20 protein-coding genes, 1 tRNA gene and 2 other annotated features are annotated in these 17,090 nt (G+C 31.9%); of the genes, 19 read left to right on the top strand and 2 right to left on the bottom strand.

Annotation, left to right across the window (positions count from 1 at the left end):
• The first annotated feature begins 36 nt into the window (after nucleotides 1-36).
• The 17 genes from CPG45_RS14915 to trpA all read left to right on the top strand — a co-directional run bounded on the left by CPG45_RS14915 (nucleotide 37) and on the right by trpA (nucleotide 15,247).
• A complete protein-coding gene (locus tag CPG45_RS14915) occupies nucleotides 37-1,236 on the top strand; it encodes a biotin/lipoyl attachment domain-containing protein (RefSeq protein ID WP_096232799.1) in 1,200 nt (399 codons plus the stop codon).
• Between the two features lie 12 nt (nucleotides 1,237-1,248).
• Nucleotides 1,249-1,950, top strand: coding sequence for a YggS family pyridoxal phosphate-dependent enzyme (locus CPG45_RS14920; RefSeq protein ID WP_096232801.1), 702 nt, complete (start codon nucleotides 1,249-1,251; stop codon nucleotides 1,948-1,950).
• A complete protein-coding gene (locus CPG45_RS14925) occupies nucleotides 1,951-2,352 on the top strand; it encodes a cell division protein SepF (protein WP_096232803.1) in 402 nt (133 codons plus the stop codon).
• 19 nt (nucleotides 2,353-2,371) lie between these two features.
• A complete protein-coding gene (locus CPG45_RS14930; RefSeq protein WP_096232805.1) occupies nucleotides 2,372-2,665 on the top strand; it encodes a YggT family protein in 294 nt (97 codons plus the stop codon).
• A gap of 1 nt (nucleotide 2,666) precedes the next feature.
• Nucleotides 2,667-3,407 carry a YlmH family RNA-binding protein gene (locus CPG45_RS14935; protein WP_096233651.1) on the top strand — a complete coding sequence of 247 codons (741 nt, stop codon included), beginning with the start codon at nucleotides 2,667-2,669 and terminating at the stop codon, nucleotides 3,405-3,407.
• Between the two features lie 27 nt (nucleotides 3,408-3,434).
• Nucleotides 3,435-3,923 (top strand): DivIVA domain-containing protein, encoded by a 489-nt coding sequence (locus CPG45_RS14940; RefSeq protein WP_096232807.1) that lies wholly within the window; start codon nucleotides 3,435-3,437, stop codon nucleotides 3,921-3,923.
• On the top strand, nucleotides 3,913-4,158 hold the full coding sequence (locus tag CPG45_RS14945) for a TM1266 family iron-only hydrogenase system putative regulator (protein WP_096232808.1): 246 nt from the start codon (nucleotides 3,913-3,915) through the stop codon (nucleotides 4,156-4,158). Before CPG45_RS14940 ends, CPG45_RS14945 begins: the two co-directional genes overlap by 11 nt.
• A 44-nt stretch (nucleotides 4,159-4,202) precedes the next feature.
• Nucleotides 4,203-4,411: a binding site (T-box leader), on the top strand.
• Between the two features lie 56 nt (nucleotides 4,412-4,467).
• Nucleotides 4,468-7,251, top strand: a complete 2,784-nt coding sequence (gene ileS, locus CPG45_RS14950; RefSeq protein WP_096232810.1) for an isoleucine--tRNA ligase — start codon at nucleotides 4,468-4,470, stop codon at nucleotides 7,249-7,251.
• 89 nt (nucleotides 7,252-7,340) lie between these two features.
• Entirely contained in the window at nucleotides 7,341-8,045 is a 705-nt protein-coding gene (locus tag CPG45_RS14955) for a 5'-methylthioadenosine/adenosylhomocysteine nucleosidase (protein ID WP_096232812.1), read from the top strand.
• Between the two features lie 2 nt (nucleotides 8,046-8,047).
• On the top strand, nucleotides 8,048-8,341 hold the full coding sequence (locus CPG45_RS14960; RefSeq protein ID WP_096232814.1) for a thiamine-binding protein: 294 nt from the start codon (nucleotides 8,048-8,050) through the stop codon (nucleotides 8,339-8,341).
• Between the two features lie 163 nt (nucleotides 8,342-8,504).
• Nucleotides 8,505-8,811, top strand: a binding site (T-box leader).
• Between the two features lie 38 nt (nucleotides 8,812-8,849).
• Nucleotides 8,850-10,277 carry an anthranilate synthase component I gene (trpE, locus tag CPG45_RS14965; RefSeq protein ID WP_096232816.1) on the top strand — a complete coding sequence of 476 codons (1,428 nt, stop codon included), beginning with the start codon at nucleotides 8,850-8,852 and terminating at the stop codon, nucleotides 10,275-10,277.
• On the top strand, nucleotides 10,277-10,864 hold the full coding sequence (locus CPG45_RS14970; protein ID WP_096232818.1) for an anthranilate synthase component II: 588 nt from the start codon (nucleotides 10,277-10,279) through the stop codon (nucleotides 10,862-10,864). Before trpE ends, CPG45_RS14970 begins: the two co-directional genes overlap by 1 nt.
• Entirely contained in the window at nucleotides 10,845-11,864 is a 1,020-nt protein-coding gene (gene trpD / locus CPG45_RS14975; protein WP_096232820.1) for an anthranilate phosphoribosyltransferase, read from the top strand. The genes CPG45_RS14970 and trpD overlap by 20 nt, the downstream gene beginning before the upstream one ends.
• On the top strand, nucleotides 11,861-12,640 hold the full coding sequence (trpC, locus tag CPG45_RS14980) for an indole-3-glycerol phosphate synthase TrpC (RefSeq protein ID WP_096232822.1): 780 nt from the start codon (nucleotides 11,861-11,863) through the stop codon (nucleotides 12,638-12,640). The genes trpD and trpC overlap by 4 nt, the downstream gene beginning before the upstream one ends.
• A 2-nt stretch (nucleotides 12,641-12,642) precedes the next feature.
• Nucleotides 12,643-13,254 carry a phosphoribosylanthranilate isomerase gene (locus tag CPG45_RS14985; RefSeq protein ID WP_096232823.1) on the top strand — a complete coding sequence of 204 codons (612 nt, stop codon included), beginning with the start codon at nucleotides 12,643-12,645 and terminating at the stop codon, nucleotides 13,252-13,254.
• A complete protein-coding gene (gene trpB / locus CPG45_RS14990; protein ID WP_096232825.1) occupies nucleotides 13,251-14,426 on the top strand; it encodes a tryptophan synthase subunit beta in 1,176 nt (391 codons plus the stop codon). Before CPG45_RS14985 ends, trpB begins: the two co-directional genes overlap by 4 nt.
• Entirely contained in the window at nucleotides 14,423-15,247 is an 825-nt protein-coding gene (gene trpA, locus CPG45_RS14995; protein WP_096232827.1) for a tryptophan synthase subunit alpha, read from the top strand. Before trpB ends, trpA begins: the two co-directional genes overlap by 4 nt.
• A gap of 75 nt (nucleotides 15,248-15,322) precedes the next feature.
• On the opposite strand, the gene CPG45_RS17040 is transcribed toward trpA, so the two are convergent.
• Complete coding sequence (locus CPG45_RS17040; RefSeq protein WP_172856591.1) at nucleotides 15,323-15,460, bottom strand: hypothetical protein; 138 nt, start codon at nucleotides 15,458-15,460, stop codon at nucleotides 15,323-15,325.
• Between the two features lie 289 nt (nucleotides 15,461-15,749).
• Here CPG45_RS17040 and CPG45_RS15000 point away from each other — a divergent pair, with 289 nt between their 5' ends.
• Both CPG45_RS15000 and CPG45_RS15005 read left to right on the top strand, forming a co-directional pair.
• Entirely contained in the window at nucleotides 15,750-16,022 is a 273-nt protein-coding gene (locus CPG45_RS15000; RefSeq protein WP_096233653.1) for a DUF5665 domain-containing protein, read from the top strand.
• A gap of 19 nt (nucleotides 16,023-16,041) precedes the next feature.
• Nucleotides 16,042-16,665, top strand: a complete 624-nt coding sequence (locus tag CPG45_RS15005; RefSeq protein ID WP_096232829.1) for a TraR/DksA C4-type zinc finger protein — start codon at nucleotides 16,042-16,044, stop codon at nucleotides 16,663-16,665.
• Nucleotides 16,666-16,936: 271 nt separating this feature from the next.
• Here CPG45_RS15005 and CPG45_RS15010 read toward each other — a convergent pair.
• Nucleotides 16,937-17,012 (bottom strand) — tRNA-Trp (locus tag CPG45_RS15010).
• Nucleotides 17,013-17,090 lie beyond the last annotated feature (78 nt).

Raw genomic sequence — 17,090 nt, forward strand, 5'->3', positions numbered from 1 at the left:
TTAATTTTATATAGAATATATTTCATAGGTGGTCTTATGAAGAAAAATATTTTTAAAGCATTAATAATAATCGCAATTTTATTATATATTTGTAAAGTATCTATAAATACAATTAGCGGTAAGGATAAAACAGTGCCGTTAAAGTATGGCAATTTATTAGAAACAATAAATACAAATGGCTACATAGTAAGGAATGAAATAATTATAAATTCTCCTATAGTTGGTGAACTCAAGAAGATTGTAGCAAGTGGGACAAGAGTACCAAAGGGTAAAGAAGTAGCCGAAGTTATATCACAATCTTTTGACAAAGAAAAATTGAATGAACTAAATGATATTAATAAGAGAATACAGGATATTAAAAATAATAAAGAAATAAATCCTTACGAATCAGATATTGACAATTTAAATAATCAAATAAATGCTGAAGAAGAGAAATATAAAGAGGCTATAAATAGCAATAGTCCAAAGAAAAATGATATAAAAAAGAGGATTGATGATTTAACAAATAAAAAAAATCAGATACTGAAAAGTGGTCCAGAATCAATAAGAAATCTTGATGAGCTTTATAATCAGAAAAAAATTCTAGAGCAAAATATTGCACAATATTTGTACAAAGTGTATGCACCTGATGCTGGAATTATTAGCTATTATTTTGATGATTACGAAAGTAGTTTAAATCAAAATAAATTGTATAATATAAGTTTAAATGATATAAATTCAGTTAATAAGGAGCCAACTGAAAATAAGGGAAGTGTTAAGCAAAATGAACCTATTGTAAAAATAATAAATAATTCTGACTGGTACATATTAGTTCCGTTAAATTATTCAGAAAGTAAAATGGTAAAAGAGGGAACTAATATAAGAGTAACAATTGATGGCAATGATCAATCATTAAGAGGTAAAATTTTAAAATTATATTCGGTAAATAATAAAACTTACATAGCAGTACTTGATATGAATGATGAGTATAAAGATTTTTATAAAAAGCGTAAAATTACGGTTATATTGACTATAAATGATTATGAAGGTTTCATGGTACCAAAATCCTCATTGGTTAATAAGGACGGTAAAACAGGTGTGTTTGTTATTTCAGATAATAATTTACCTATATTTAAAGAAGTTAATGTAAAGACACAAAATCGGGAAAATGCGATAATAGAAAGCAAGGACAATACAAATGGACTTAGGTTGTATGACGAAATTGTTGTAAATGGCAAGAATTACATAAAGAAATAAGAGGCGTTTAATATGGGCATATATGAAAATTTAAAAATGATAAGAGAAAACATAAAATTACATGCGCTAAAATCAAATAGAAATCCAGATGATATCCTATTAATGGCAGTTACGAAGACGGTTGACATTGATAAAATTAATGAGGCTATATCTTTCGGCATAACAGATATAGGGGAAAACAAAGTTCAAGAATTAAATGATAAATACCCATTTTTAAAAGATAATGTCAAGTTTCATTTTATTGGGCATCTCCAGACAAATAAAGTGAAATATATAATAGACAAAGTCAAAATGATACATTCATTGGATAGTCTGCATCTTGCTAAAGAAATAAATAAAAGAGCTATGCAAAAGGGAATTATAATGGACTGCCTTGTTGAAGTAAACATTGCTTTAGAAGAAACAAAATATGGAGTCAAACCTGCAGATGTCGTTAACTTTATAAAAGACCTTGATGCATATGAAAATATAAGTTTAAAAGGACTAATGACGGTAGCACCATATGTGAATCCAGAAGATTGTAGACCGTATTTTAGAAAGATGAAAGAACTATTTGAAAGTATCAAAAAAATTGATCAAAAAAATATAGATTTCAAGTATTTATCAATGGGTATGACAAATGATTATGCAATTGCAATTGAAGAAGGTGCCAATATTGTACGAATAGGTACTGGTATTTTTGGTAAAAGATTATATAAAGTGGAGGGAAATTAAATGGCAGGAAAAGTAATAGAAAAACTTTTGAATTTTTTTGGAATGGATGAACAAGATGAAACAGAAGAAAAAGTAGAAAATGAAATACCATATAATAAAAAACCAAAAATAGTAAATATTCATACACAATCACAAATAAGGGTCATTATAATGAAACCAGAGAACTTCGAACAAACACAAAATATATTGGAAGAAATAAAAAACAAAAAACCTATAATAATTGACCTTCAAAATATGGAAAAGAACGATGCTCAAAGGCTTATCGATTTTTTAAGTGGAGCTATTTTTGCTCTTGATGGGGAGATTAAAAAAATTGCAAATAGCATTTTTTTAATAGTACCAGAGAATTTTGATATTTCTGGAGATATACAGGATGAAGTTGATTCAATGTTTAATTTATAATAATTGAGGAGGATACAATTTGACAACAAATATAGCATTATTAATTACATTAAATTATTTTTTCGAAATTGTTAACTGGCTTATCCTTATACGAGTCATATTATCTTTATTAAGACTTGAGAATATGAACAATCCTTTATCAAAGTTTGTGATCGTGGTAACAGAACCTATATTAGAGCCTTTTAGAAGGCTACAATTTAGATCATCTTTAGGAAGAAACATGATGATAGACTTCTCACCAATACTAGCTATGCTGGTTATACAATATGTTATAAGACCTATAGTTTATACTATTGTTGCAAGGATTATGTGATATAATGGAAACTGATTACAAAAAAGCAAGATTGGATGATATATTAAGATGGGTTCAAAAAAATAAAAAGGGTAAATATACTGATTTTTTAAGTTTAGGAGAACAAAAAATTCTGCTAAAGTTAATAAATCTTTATGACGATATAAATTATAGATTTTTCGGTGGTTATAGCAATGCTGAAAGAAAAATAGCCCATATATATCCAGATTTTATGGATAAAGATGAGGTACCTTTAGATGCGATAAGGTTAGTTGGAGATCTATCTTTGCTATCACATAGAGATGTCTTAGGTTCAATTGTTGGACTAGGAATAAAGAGAGAAAAAATTGGTGATATAATAAAAAGACAGAAAGATTGTGATATCATAGTACATAAAGATATAGCCGGGTATATATTGATGAACTTACATAAGATTGGTAAAGAAAGAGTTGATACGTATTCAATAAATTTAACGGATGTTAAAGAACCCGAATTAAAATTCGAAAGTATAAATGCGACAGTTGCGTCCATTAGACTTGACAGTGTTGTTGCGGCGGGTTTTATGATATCAAGAAATAAAGCGATCACATTAATTAAATCGGGTATGTCGGAGGTCAATTGGGAAGCAACATTAGACCCGTCTTTTGCAGTTAAAGAAGGTGATATCATATCTTTAAGGGGATATGGTAGAATAAAGTTCGAAACAATTAAAGGTACAACAAAAAAAGGAAGAATTGCTATACAAATTTTAAGATATAAATAACAAAAGAGAATGAGGAGTGAATTTATTATGTTAACACCAATGGACATACATAACAAAGAATTTAAACGTTCGTTTAGAGGGTATAACGAGAATGAAGTAGATGAATTTCTTGACAAGATAATGGAAGATTATGAATTGCTTTATAAAGAAAATTCCGAACTAAAAGATAGGGTTAATATCATGAATGATAAACTTCAAAGTTATACCAATATGGAAAAGACATTAAATAATACCCTTATTGTTGCGCAAAGGTCTGCAGAAGATTTAAAACAAAACGCAAAAAAAGAAGCGGAACTAATAATACAGGAAGCACAGCAAAATGCAGAAAAGATTATGCAGAGGGCTAATCAAGAGGTTGTAAGGATAAGAACTGAACTTGAAAACCAAAAAAAGAGGCTCAATGTTTTTAAAGCTAAATTTAAATCACTTTTAGAAGGCCAATTAGAAGCTGTTTTATCTATTGATGACAGAGAGTTTTTTGATGAAGAAACAAAGGAAGACGACAATGAAAAATAGACTTGCTGTTATTGGAATTTTGATTCAGAATAGAGAGATGTCATCAGAAAAAGTAAATCATGTACTTAGTGAATATGGTGATATTATTGTCGGAAGAATGGGTATCCCATATAGAGAACGTGGTATATCTATAATGGCAATCATTGTTGATGGAACGACAGATGATATTGGAGCATTGACTGGAAAACTCGGGAATATCGAAGGCGTAAAAGTAAAATCGGCAATAACGACATAAGATATTGACGTGTTTTTCTAATTATTATATAATTATTTAAAATATGAAAAGCGATGATGAGGACAACTTATGCAAATTAAACTTTTAAGAGAGTTGGCGGTTGGTGCAAGCCAATAAGTTTATTTGACATATATCACCTCTAAGCCGCGGGCTGAAATAGTAGTAGGCTTTGCCGGGAGATTCCCGTTATTCTATGAGTGATTAAGGATTTTCCTTAATAAAAAGGGTGGTACCGCGACTTCTCGTCCCTAATGGATGGGAAGTTTTTATTTTAGACTAAATTTTTATTCTATTTTAGGAGGTATTTTGATGGATTATAACAAAACGCTAAATCTTCCAAAGACAAATTTTCCGATGAAGGCAAATTTGCCAATAAGGGAGCCTGAGATATTAAAAAGATGGATTGATATGGATATTTATAAAAAGTCATTAGAAAAAAATAAAGGGAAAGAAAAATTTATTTTGCATGATGGGCCGCCATATGCAAATGGAAATATACATCTTGGAACAGCTATGAATAAGGTTTTAAAAGATATTATTGTAAAATATAAAACTATGAGGGGATATGAAACACCATATATTCCTGGATGGGATACACACGGTTTACCAATTGAACAACAAGCGATAAAAACTCTTGGAATAAAAAGACACGAAGTAGTCCCTGTAGAATTCAGAAAGGTTTGCCGTGATTTTGCATTTTCACAAATAGAAAAACAAAAGGCACAGTTTGTAAGACTTGGCGTTAGAGGCGATTGGAGTAACCCATATCTAACATTAAAGCATGAATATGAAGCTAAACAAATAGAAGTATTTGGCATAATGGCAAAAAAAGGTTATATTTATAAAGGGTTAAAACCTGTTTATTGGTGTACCGATTGCGAAACAGCACTTGCTGAAGCAGAAATAGAGTATGCAGATGAAAAATCTGATTCTATATATGTAAAATTTAAAGTTATCGATGACCTTGGAAAATTTAAAGGCTTTGTCGATGATTTAAATAACGTGTATTTTGTAATTTGGACTACGACAACATGGACACTTCCGGCAAACCTTGCTATATGTTTAAATCCTGATTTTGATTATGCGCTTGCAAAGTATGGAAATGAAATTTATATAATAGCAAAGGATATGCTTGATAGTGTTGAAAAAGAAGCGGGGCTTAGCAAGCCTGATATAATTGCTACATTTAAGGGTAGAGATCTTGAAGGAATGAAAGCAAAACATCCTTTGTTTGATAGAAGTTCATTGATAATACTAGGCGATCATGTAACATTAGAAGCTGGTACTGGTTGCGTTCATACGGCTCCTGGGCATGGTGAAGAAGACTTTGTTGTCGGACAACAGTATGGACTTGATGTTTTAAACCCTGTAGATGACAAAGGATATTTTACAGAAAAAGCTGGAAAATATAAAGGTTTATTTTATGCCGATTCAAATAAAGTTATTAAAGAAGATTTAGAAAAGGCCAATGCATTACTTGCATCAAAGACATTTACACACTCATATCCCCATTGCTGGAGGTGTAAGCATCCGGTTATATTCCGCGCAACTGAACAGTGGTTTGCATCTGTAGAAGGTTTTAGGAAAGAAGCATTAGAAGCAATTAAAAATGTAAACTGGATTCCTGAGTGGGGCGAAGATAGAATAGCAAACATGGTAAGAGATAGGCATGACTGGTGTATATCAAGGCAAAGGATATGGGGTGTGCCTATACCAATTTTCTACTGCCAGAAATGCGGTAAAGAATTAATAAATGATGAAACAATAAATGCGGTTAAAGAGTTATTTAAGGAAAAAGGTTCTGATGCATGGTTTGAGCTCAGTGCGGAAGAAATATTACCAAAGGGTATTAAATGTGAATGCGGTTCAGATAAATTCCGCAAAGAAACCGATATAATGGATGTATGGTTTGATTCTGGGTCAAGTCACGTGGCTGTTTTGGAGACTACCGAAGGATTAAGGTGGCCGGCAGATTTGTATCTTGAAGGTTCTGACCAACATAGAGGATGGTTTCAGTCATCACTTTTGACATCTGTTGCTACAAGAGGTACGGCACCTTATAGAAATGTTTTAACACATGGATTTGTCGTTGATGGTGAAGGTCGCAAAATGTCAAAGTCGCTAGGGAATGGAATTGATCCGGCTGATGTTGTAAAAGAATATGGTGCAGATATATTGAGATTATGGACCGTATCAGCTGATTTTACATCAGATATGAGAATATCTAAGGATATTCTAAAGCAGATGACAGAATCATACAGAAAAATAAGGAACACCGCTAAGTTTCTCATAAGCAATCTATATGATTTTGATGCAGATAATGATATGGTTCCATATGGGGAGTTACTTGATATAGATAAATGGGCACTTTATAAATTTAACAGCCTTGTTAAAGAAATGACAAATTCATTCGACAAATATAGATATTTTGACTTTCTCCATATGGTTCATACATTCTGTATAGTTGATATGAGCAACTTATATCTCGATATATTAAAAGATAGATTGTATACATTCCCGGCTACATCAAAGGAAAGGCGAGCAGCACAGACTACACTTTATACAATACTAAATGGTCTTGTAAGGCTTATAGCACCCGTTCTTACATTTACGGCTGATGAGATATGGAGCTATATGAAACATGATTCAGATAATAATTTTGAAAGTGTACAGCTTGCTGATTGGCCAAAACCTGTTGATATGTATGACAATAAGGAGATAATTGATAAATGGAATAAACTTTTCGATATAAGAAAAGATGTTTCAAAAGCTCTCGAGTTATCACGCGCAAATAAGGAAATAGGACATTCCTTAGAAGCACAAGTTGATATATATGCTTCAAATGATTTATATGACTTTTTGAAGCAATTTGAGAATGATTTTGAGACAGTATTTATCGTATCTAAGACAGTATTACACAATGAAAATGATAATGTACCTGATGATGCTTATAAAAGTGAAGATTATAAATTAGCTGTTAAAGTAAGCCATGCACCAGGTGATAAATGTGAAAGGTGCTGGATGTACAGTGAGACAGTTGGTACAAACGAAGAACATCCTACAATTTGTGCAAGATGTGCTTCACATATATAAAAAGGGAGAAATCTCCCTTTTTATATAACTATTAAGATTTCTCCTGCTTAATATAAATTATAGTTATTTTCTGAATGGAGATGATATGAATGAAAAATATAGGATTAATTGGTGCGATGGACGAAGAAGTAGATATATTAAAACATGATATAGAATTAAAGGAAATTTTAAACCGCGCCGAAATGGATTTTTATAAAGGTAGTCTAAAAGGAATAAATTCTGTTATAGTGCGTTCTGGAATAGGAAAGGTAAATGCGGCTATAGCAGCCCAGATACTTATATCCGAATTTGATGTTGATTGCATTATAAATACAGGAGTTGCCGGTGGATTAAAAAATGGAATAGAAGTTGGTGATATAGTAATATCATCTGATGCAATAGAACATGATTTTGATACAACCGCTTTTGGTGATGAGCTTGGTGTAATACCAAGAATGAAAACAAGCATTTTTAAAGCTGACAAAGATTTGATAGATATTGCATTTAAGGCAACAAAGGATAATGTAGAGGGAAAAGCCTTTGTTGGAAGGATAATATCAGGCGATAAATTTATATCTTCAAAAGATGAAGTAAAGAGGTTAGGAGAAATATTTAATGCGTATGCAGTAGAAATGGAAGGTGCAGCAATCGCCCATACGGCATATCTAAATAATGTTCCATTTGTAATAATTAGAAGTATTTCAGATAATGCTGATGGCAACGCTGCTTACGATTTTAAAACATTTGTTAAGAAAGCCTCTGTAATTTCCTGCAATATAGTAAAAGAAATGATAGATATGTTGAAGGAGATGTAATTATGCCAGTAGTAAATGTAAGCTTACAAATCTTACCTACTGTTGAAGAAGAAAAGATATATCCTGTTGTTGATAAAGTTATTGAATATATTAAATCAACGGGTGTTAAATATATTGTAGGTCCAATGGAAACAACTATGGAAGGAGAACTCGATAAGCTTCTTGATATTGTCAAGGTAGCACAGAATATATGTATAAATGAAGGTGCAAAAAGAGTAGTATCCATAGTAAAAATAGACTATAAGCCAAATGGAGTAACAATAGATGAAAAAATACATAAGTATATACCGCAATAAATTTTAATATTGCAATGAATTCAGAGATATTCTTGATCTATTACTTTTTGAAATATCTATAAAATTTGTCTCCAAAAAGATTTTAACATGTTAATTTAAGAAAAAAATAAAAAAATATTGACATATAATATAACGCGTTATATAATTTAATTAATTTAAGCGAATAAAATCGATGACCAGGAGTAGTAAATATCATACTAAGTTATAGCGAGTCCGGAATGGTGCAAGCCGGGTACTGAAGGTGATATTGAATGGGCCTGTGAGATGAAATGTGAAATTAAAGTAGCATATTCCGGTAGTCTACCGTTAAAATGACAGGGTATCGAGAAATCTGTACCTGCAGAGATATTTTGTACTTAGGTGGCAATAACGAAATTAAAGCATTTCGTCCTTAGTGGATGAAGTGCTTTTTTAAACCACAAAAGTATGAAATAATTTGGGTGGCACCGCGGAGTCACTTCGTCCCATGGGATGAAGTGACTTTTTTGATTTATAAGGAGGTGGGTATATGTTAAATATTAGTAAAGAGGAATTCGATAAACTCAAAAGTAAAAATGTTGTTTTTCCAATCTATATTGAAATAAACGGTGATGAACTGACACCTGTTAGTATATTTTACAATTTGAAAGGAAAGAACAAATTTTTACTTGAAAGTGCAGAAAGCGGAAAAGAGTGGGGAAGATATTCCTTTATTGGTTCAAATCCATATCTTAAGGTAAAAAGTTATGGTAATAAGGTTGAAATTGAAAATAAGCAACGAACAATTAAATACGGAAAGGTACTTGATTATATCAAAGAAAATATTCAACAAAATTATGATAAAAATGGACTCAAGTTGCCTTTCACAGGCGGTGCCATTGGATATGCGGGATACGATATTATTAGGCAATATGAAAAACTACCAGATAAAAACATCGATGAAATAGGTGTCCCAGAATCGTATTTCATGTTTTATAAAGAATTTGTATGCTACGATCACTTCAAGCATACAGTATCTGTTATATATAATGTATTTCCTAATGATTTTGAAAGCTATGATGCTATAAAAGAAAGGCTGAGTTCACTATTAAACGAAATTAAAAATAACATCGAAAACCATGAGTTACCTGTAAAATCTAATGCAACCAATTTTAAGTCGAATTTTACTATGGAGGAATTTTGCAAAACGGTAGAAAAGGCAAAAGAATATATAAAAAACGGCGATATATTTCAAGTCGTACCATCACAAAGATTAATAGCTAAAACTGATTCACAGCCATTTGATATATATAGACGGTTAAGGTCAATAAATCCATCGCCATATTTGTTTTATATAGATTTTGGTGATTATCAATTAATGGGTTCTTCCCCTGAAAGCCTTGTTGCTGTATTTGGTAACAAAGTAATAACAAATCCTATTGCTGGAACAAGGCCAAGGGGCAAAAGTGAGGAAGAAGATTTAAAACTTAAAGAAGAACTTATAAATGATGAAAAGGAAAGAGCAGAACACGTTATGCTTGTTGACCTTGGAAGAAATGATATAGGTAAAGTCAGTGAATTTGGCAGCGTAAAACTGGATAGGTTTATGGAAGTAGATTTTTATTCACATGTGATGCATATTGTGTCGAAAGTTTCTGGTAAGCTTAAAAAAGATATGACAGCATTTGACGCATTAGCAGCATGTTTGCCCGCAGGTACAGTTACAGGTGCTCCTAAGGTGAGGGCAATGGAGATAATTGATGAACTTGAAAATATAAGAAGGTCATTTTATGCTGGTGCAGTCGGATATTTTTCCTATAATGGCAATATGGATATGTGTATAGCTATAAGAACGTTACTTTTAAAGGATAATATAGCATATCTTCAAGCAGGGTGTGGCATCGTATATGACTCAAATCCAGAATCTGAATATTATGAAACATTAAATAAAGCAATGGCACTTAAGGAGGTGCTGTAATGCTACTATTAATTGATAACTATGATTCATTTACCTATAATCTTTATCAATATATTGGAGAGATTTATTCTGATATTAAAGTGCGGAGAAATGATCAAATTGATATATCTGATATAAATATGCTAAAGCCAGACGGTATAATTCTATCACCTGGACCAGGTAGGCCTGAAGATGCAGGAATTTGTATAGATGTTATAAAAAATTTTGGGAGAGATATACCAATATTGGGTATTTGCCTTGGGCATCAAGCGATAGGTTATGCATATGGTGCAAAAATAATAAGAGCAAATGTTATAAAACATGGCAAGACATCGATGGTAATGCATGATGGTAAGGGATTATTTGAAGGAATAAAAAATCCAATTAGAGCTATGAGATATCATTCACTTATCATTGATAGAAATACATTGACGAAAGAGCTTGAAATAACTGCGCAGACTGCAGATGGAACAATAATGGGCATCAAACATAAAGAATTTCCAGTTTATGGCCTACAATTTCACCCTGAATCAATTCTAACAGAAAAGGGTAAATCAATATTAAAAAATTATGTGGAGGGGATATGCAATGTTAAAGGATGCGATTGAAAAAATTGTTACTGGAGAAAACCTGACAGAATTAGAAGCAAAAACTGCTATGGATTCCATAATGAGAGGGGAATCAGGACCATCTCTGATTGGAGGTTATCTTATTGGGCTTAGAATGAAAGGTGAAACAATTGATGAGATAACTGGTTCTGCAAAATCAATGATTGACAATGCAGCGAAGATTAAACTTAATTCTGACTATGCTATTGATACGTGTGGTACTGGTGGCGACGGTGGAAGAACATTTAATGTCTCTACTGCAGTAGCAATAATAACATCATCTGCTGGCGTAAAAGTTGCAAAACATGGAAATAGAGCTGTATCAAGTAAAAGCGGTAGTGCAGATGTATTAAGTGAGCTTGGCATAAAAATTGATATAGAGCCCGAGTTTACAAAAGAATTAATTGACAATACGGGGTTTGGATTCTTATTTGCCCCAAAATATCATACTGCGACGAAAAATGTTGCACCTATAAGAAGAGAATTGGGACTTAGGACTATATTTAATATATTGGGACCTTTGACAAATCCGGCATCTGTTAAAGGGCAGGTGCTTGGTGTATATGATGGAAGTATGACACATACACTTGCAGAAGTTTTATTAAAATTAGGCTGTGAAAAGGCACTTGTCGTTCATGGAAATGATGGCCTCGATGAAATAACTACGACGACAACTACGAAGGTTTCTGAAGTTAAAAATGGGACTGTCATTGATTATACAATAGATCCACTTGATTATAATATTCCAATATCAAATGATAAAGATATAGAAGGAGGTGACGCAAAAGAAAATGCTAAGATCATTCTTGATATATTAAAGGGTGAGAAAGGCCCTAAAAGGAATATTGTAGTCTTGAATAGTGCAGCAGCACTATACGTTGGGAAAGCTGCTAATAGTATTTTAGAGGGTATTAAGCTTGCAGAACATTTAATCGATTCAGGTAGTGCTCTAAATAAATTGAATGAGATATTGAGCTATCAGAAGGTGTATCTTCAATGATTCTCGATGATATTGTTTCAAAGAAAAAAGAACAATTGAAAATACAAAAGATGAAAAAACCTTTAAAAGAAATTTTAAATGAAATCATAAATGAAGACGTAAGAGACTTCAAAGCTGCATTAGATAAAGACCATATATCTATAATAGGTGAAATTAAAAAGGCATCGCCCTCAAAGGGTATAATCAGAGAAAACTTTAATCATTTTGAAATAGCTAAATTGTATAATGATGTTAATGTCGACGCTATTTCAGTTCTTACAGAAAAAAACTATTTTAAAGGGGATGATAGATATATAAAGGATGTTAAAAAAGTCACATCAAAGCCTATACTGAGAAAAGATTTTATATTTGATGAATATCAACTATATGAAACGAAAGCAATTGGTGCCGATGCCGTTTTGCTGATAGTAGCTATTCTTGGTAAAGATCTAAATAGATTCTACAAAAAAGCAAAAGAACTTAATCTATATTCTATTGTTGAAGTGCATGATGAACATGAGCTTAATATAGCATTAGATTCTAACCCTGAAATTATAGGAATTAATAATAGGGATTTGAAAGATTTCCATGTCGATTTAAACACGACTGAAAGGCTAAAAAAATATATACCTAGTGATGTTTTAGTAGTATCTGAAAGTGGTATTAAATCACCCAAGGATATAAATTATCTACATTCCATCGGTGTAAGTGCTGTTCTAATTGGTGAAACATTTATGAGAAAAATTGATAAAAAAGAAGAAATTAAAGAATTTATTATGTTGTCGAAAGGTGTTTGATTATGACACAAATAAAGATATGCGGGATAAGGCGCTTTGAAGATATAGAATATTTAAATAAATTAAAACCAGAATATGCCGGGTTTATCTTTGCTAATAGCATAAGAAGGATTGATGTAAGAGCTGCGAGTAGTCTTTTAGAGAATCTCAATAATGATATAAAAAAGGTGGGAGTTTTTGTTAATGAAGAAATTGATAAAGTTCATAATATAGCGAGTCTCCTTAAACTAGATGTATTACAATTTCATGGTGATGAAACACAAGAATATATCAATAATTTCAGAAATTATATTGTATGGAAGGCTATAAGAATTAAAGATAAATCTGATTTAGTAAAAGCTATGAAATATCATGTTGACGGAATACTCTTTGATAGCAAAATAGAAAGCGCATATGGAGGAACAGGAAAAAAATTTAACTGGGATTTACTGAAAGATTCAAATGTAAATTGTACTACAATTTTAGCCGGTGGAATAAATGCAGATAATGTGTTAGTTGCTATAGATAAAGTAAAGCCGGATATAATCGATGTTTCAAGTGGTGTTGAAAAAAATGGTTTTAAAGATTTTAATTTGATGAAGGATATAATTGAGAAAGTGAGGGGAGTATTTTGAATGGCAGATTTGGTAAATTTGGAGGACAGTACGTACCAGAGACAATAATGAATGCTTTAATTGAATTAGAAGAGGAGTTTTATAAAGCTAAAGAAGACGAAAATTTTATAAATGAATACAAATATTATTTAAAAGAGTATTCCGGGAGACCTACACCTCTATACTTTGCTGAGAATCTTACTAAAAGGATGAATGGGGCAAAGATATATTTAAAAAGGGAAGATTTAAACCATACAGGTGCACATAAGATAAACAATGTATTGGGGCAAATCTTATTAGCCAAAAGAATGGGGAAAAAGAAGGTTATAGCGGAAACTGGCGCAGGCCAGCATGGTGTTGCAACAGCAACTGGTGCTGCTATGTTTGATATGGAATGTGAGATTTTTATGGGGGAAGAAGATATAAGAAGGCAATCATTGAATGTGTTTAGAATGAAGTTACTTGGAGCAAAAGTAACGCCAGTAAAATCAGGTACCGGAACATTAAAGGATGCAGTAAATGAAGCGATTCGCGACTGGGTTACAAATATCGAGGACACTTTTTATGTAATGGGATCTGTTGTTGGCCCGCATCCATATCCGACAATGGTCAGAGATTTTCAGAGAGTTATAGGTGATGAAACTAGAGAACAAATAATTAAAAAAGAAGGCAGACTACCAGATTATATAATTGCATGTGTAGGTGGTGGTAGCAATTCAATGGGGATATTTTATCCATTTGTTAATGATACTTCTGTTAAACTAATAGGTGTCGAGGCAGCTGGGCTTGGTATTGATACCGATAAGCACGCTGCAACAATGGCAAAAGGATCCATTGGCGTACTTCATGGAATGATGACATATTTATTACAGGATGATGAAGGTCAGATAATGCCCGTGTATTCAATATCAGCTGGGCTGGACTATCCAGGCGTAGGGCCGGAACATTCCTATTTAAAAGACAGTGGTAGAGCGCAGTATGTTTCAGCTACAGATGAAGAAGCACTATCTGCTTTTATGGATTTATCACATATAGAAGGAATAATACCAGCACTTGAAAGTGCACATGCGGTGGCATACGCAATGAAATTGGCATCTAAACTAAGTAAAGATAATATTATTATCGTCAACTTATCAGGCAGAGGAGATAAAGATGTGAATACAGTCGCAAATGTTTTGGGGGTGAAAATATGAGCAGATTAAATTGTGCTACAAAGACAAATAATTTTAATAGGATTGATAAAAAATTCGAGGATTTAAAACAAAATGGCTTAAAAGCGATGATACCATTTATAACAGCAGGTGATCCTGATTTGGATACAACTGTCAATTTGGTCTTGTCTATGGAAGAAGGGGGAGCGGACATAATCGAGATCGGGATTCCATACTCCGATCCATTAGCAGATGGACCAATAATCCAGGCATCATCATCAAGAGCTCTTAAAAATGGTACGAAAATTCCCGGGATAATGGATGCTGTTAAAAGAATCAGATTAAAAAGTGAAATACCACTAATTTATCTCGTATATTATAATTCCGTTTTTAAATACGGAATGGAGAAATTTATGAATGAAGCTAAGGAATCGGGAATAGATGGACTTATAATACCTGATCTACCTTTAGAAGAAAGAAAAGATATTAAGGACATGGCAGAGGAATATGGTATTTATCTTATACCACTTGTTGCACCAACGTCGAAGGAAAGGATTAAAAAAATTTGTGAAAATGGGAGAGGCTTTGTCTATTGTGTTTCTACGACAGGTGTAACAGGGATAAGGAATAATATAGAAACAAATATAAAAGATTATATGAATACTGTAGCGGAATACACTAATATGCCAAAAGCAATAGGTTTTGGTATATCTGGACCAAATATGGCGAAGAAATTTAAACCTTATTGTGATGGAATAATAATTGGAAGTGCAATTGTTAAAATGATTCACGACTCGAGAAATAGAGATGAAATATACGAATATGTGAAAAATTTTGTATCATCAATTAAAGAAGTTTTATAAAGCGGGATAATTCTCGCTCGAAAAAGTGCTGGATGAACTTGATAAAGTAAATTAAAAGTGCGTGAATAACGCACTTTAAAAATTTAACATTGGTATGCTAAATGCCGCTATTAAGGCAACTATCATTACAATAACTATTAAAAGTGCTACATATTTATGCCATACCCTATTGTAAAAAGGATTAAAAAAATCCCTATTTTTTTTCTTTTTCATGTTATTCGCCCCATTTATATTTTATATAACAATAAAATTATTTATTTATTCAGTTTTTTAAGCTAACATTATATATTAACTTAGATTCCATTAGTTTTATTTAATCATAATTATATTAAAAAAACAATATTTACAGCATATACTACTAAGATTGTAATCTGTTTAAATATCAAAAAATATGACTAATAGTTTAAAAAATAAAAGTTTATAATCATTAATAAACTTTATTATAAGAAGGAAAAATAATTGAAAGGAGGAATTGGGCTTGAGCAATAACAATAATAATATTATGTTAAATGAAATTAAAAAACAACTTGATAAAATGTCAGAAATGATGGAAAAAATGAAAATTGCTGATTATGTAGAACTCATGCAAAGCCCTTTTAGACTCCTTTGGCTTAATTTTGTGGGTGGACTTGCACGCGGATTTGGCATGGCTATAGGTTTTACACTCCTTGGAGCCATTGTAATATATATATTGCAAAGAGCCGTATTATTAAATTTACCGATAATAGGAAATATTATTGCACATATAATAAAAATTGTTCAGCAGAATTTATAAAAGAAGGGTAAGTGAAACAATGAATAACGAAAAATTAGAGTATTTTCGTCAGAAACTGATTAAGGAAAGAGATAATATTTTGAATATATTAAATGAAATGGATGATAATGATGGTACAGGCAGAATGGCAGAAAGAGAGTACTATCAAGAACTTTCATTAGCTGACAATCATCCAGCAGATATTGGATCGGAAGTTTATGAAATAGAAAAAAACTACGCATTAAAAGATAATGAACAGCATGTATTAAGGCAGATTGACGATGCACTTGAAAGAATGCAAACGGGGCAATTTGGTAACTGTAACCATTGTCATAAAGAGATAGAATTAGACAGACTCGAGGCAATACCTTATGCATCTTTATGCTCAGAATGTGCTAAAAATAATGACCTAAAATTAAGTGATCTTAGATATTCAAGGTCAAATGAGGAAAGGTCGATAAAATATCCCTTTGGGTGGGGATATATGGACTCAAAGGATGAAAATCAGTTTGATGCAGAAGATGCATATCAAGCTGTTGCAAGATATAATAAAACAAAAGCAGGTATTGATAACTATGATGATGACTATGACGATTATAATTCGGGTTATGTAGAAGAAACCGATAAATTAAGTAATGAAGACTATAAAAAAACAATAGAATAATCCCCTAAAAAGGGACTATTCTATTTTTATAATACAAAATGACATATCAAAAAAGGCGTTGTGGTAGAATTTAAGATAGCAAAAAGCGATAATAAAAGTGAACTTGAAGAAAAACTTTAAGGCATTGTCACAAATAAGCAATATAAATTATACTGACGAATTTAAATCTTCAGGAACAAAATAGGTAATAGAATTAGTTATGGTTTTTTGCAGCAAAAAAGTATGTATAAATTGGAACGATATTTGAATCCTTGATTTTAAACATAAAAAATGGCAGGGGAGACAAGAATCGAACTCGCAACCTACGGTTTTGGAGACCGCCGCTCTACCAATTGAGCTACTCCCCTGCATCGAGATTTATTATAACATAGTATTTAACGACAGTCAACAAGATATTCATGATTTTTCATAATCATATTCAGAAT

It is taken from the genome of Thermoanaerobacterium sp. RBIITD (assembly GCF_900205865.1).
Taxonomy (GTDB): Bacteria; Bacillota; Thermoanaerobacteria; order Thermoanaerobacterales; family Thermoanaerobacteraceae; genus Thermoanaerobacterium.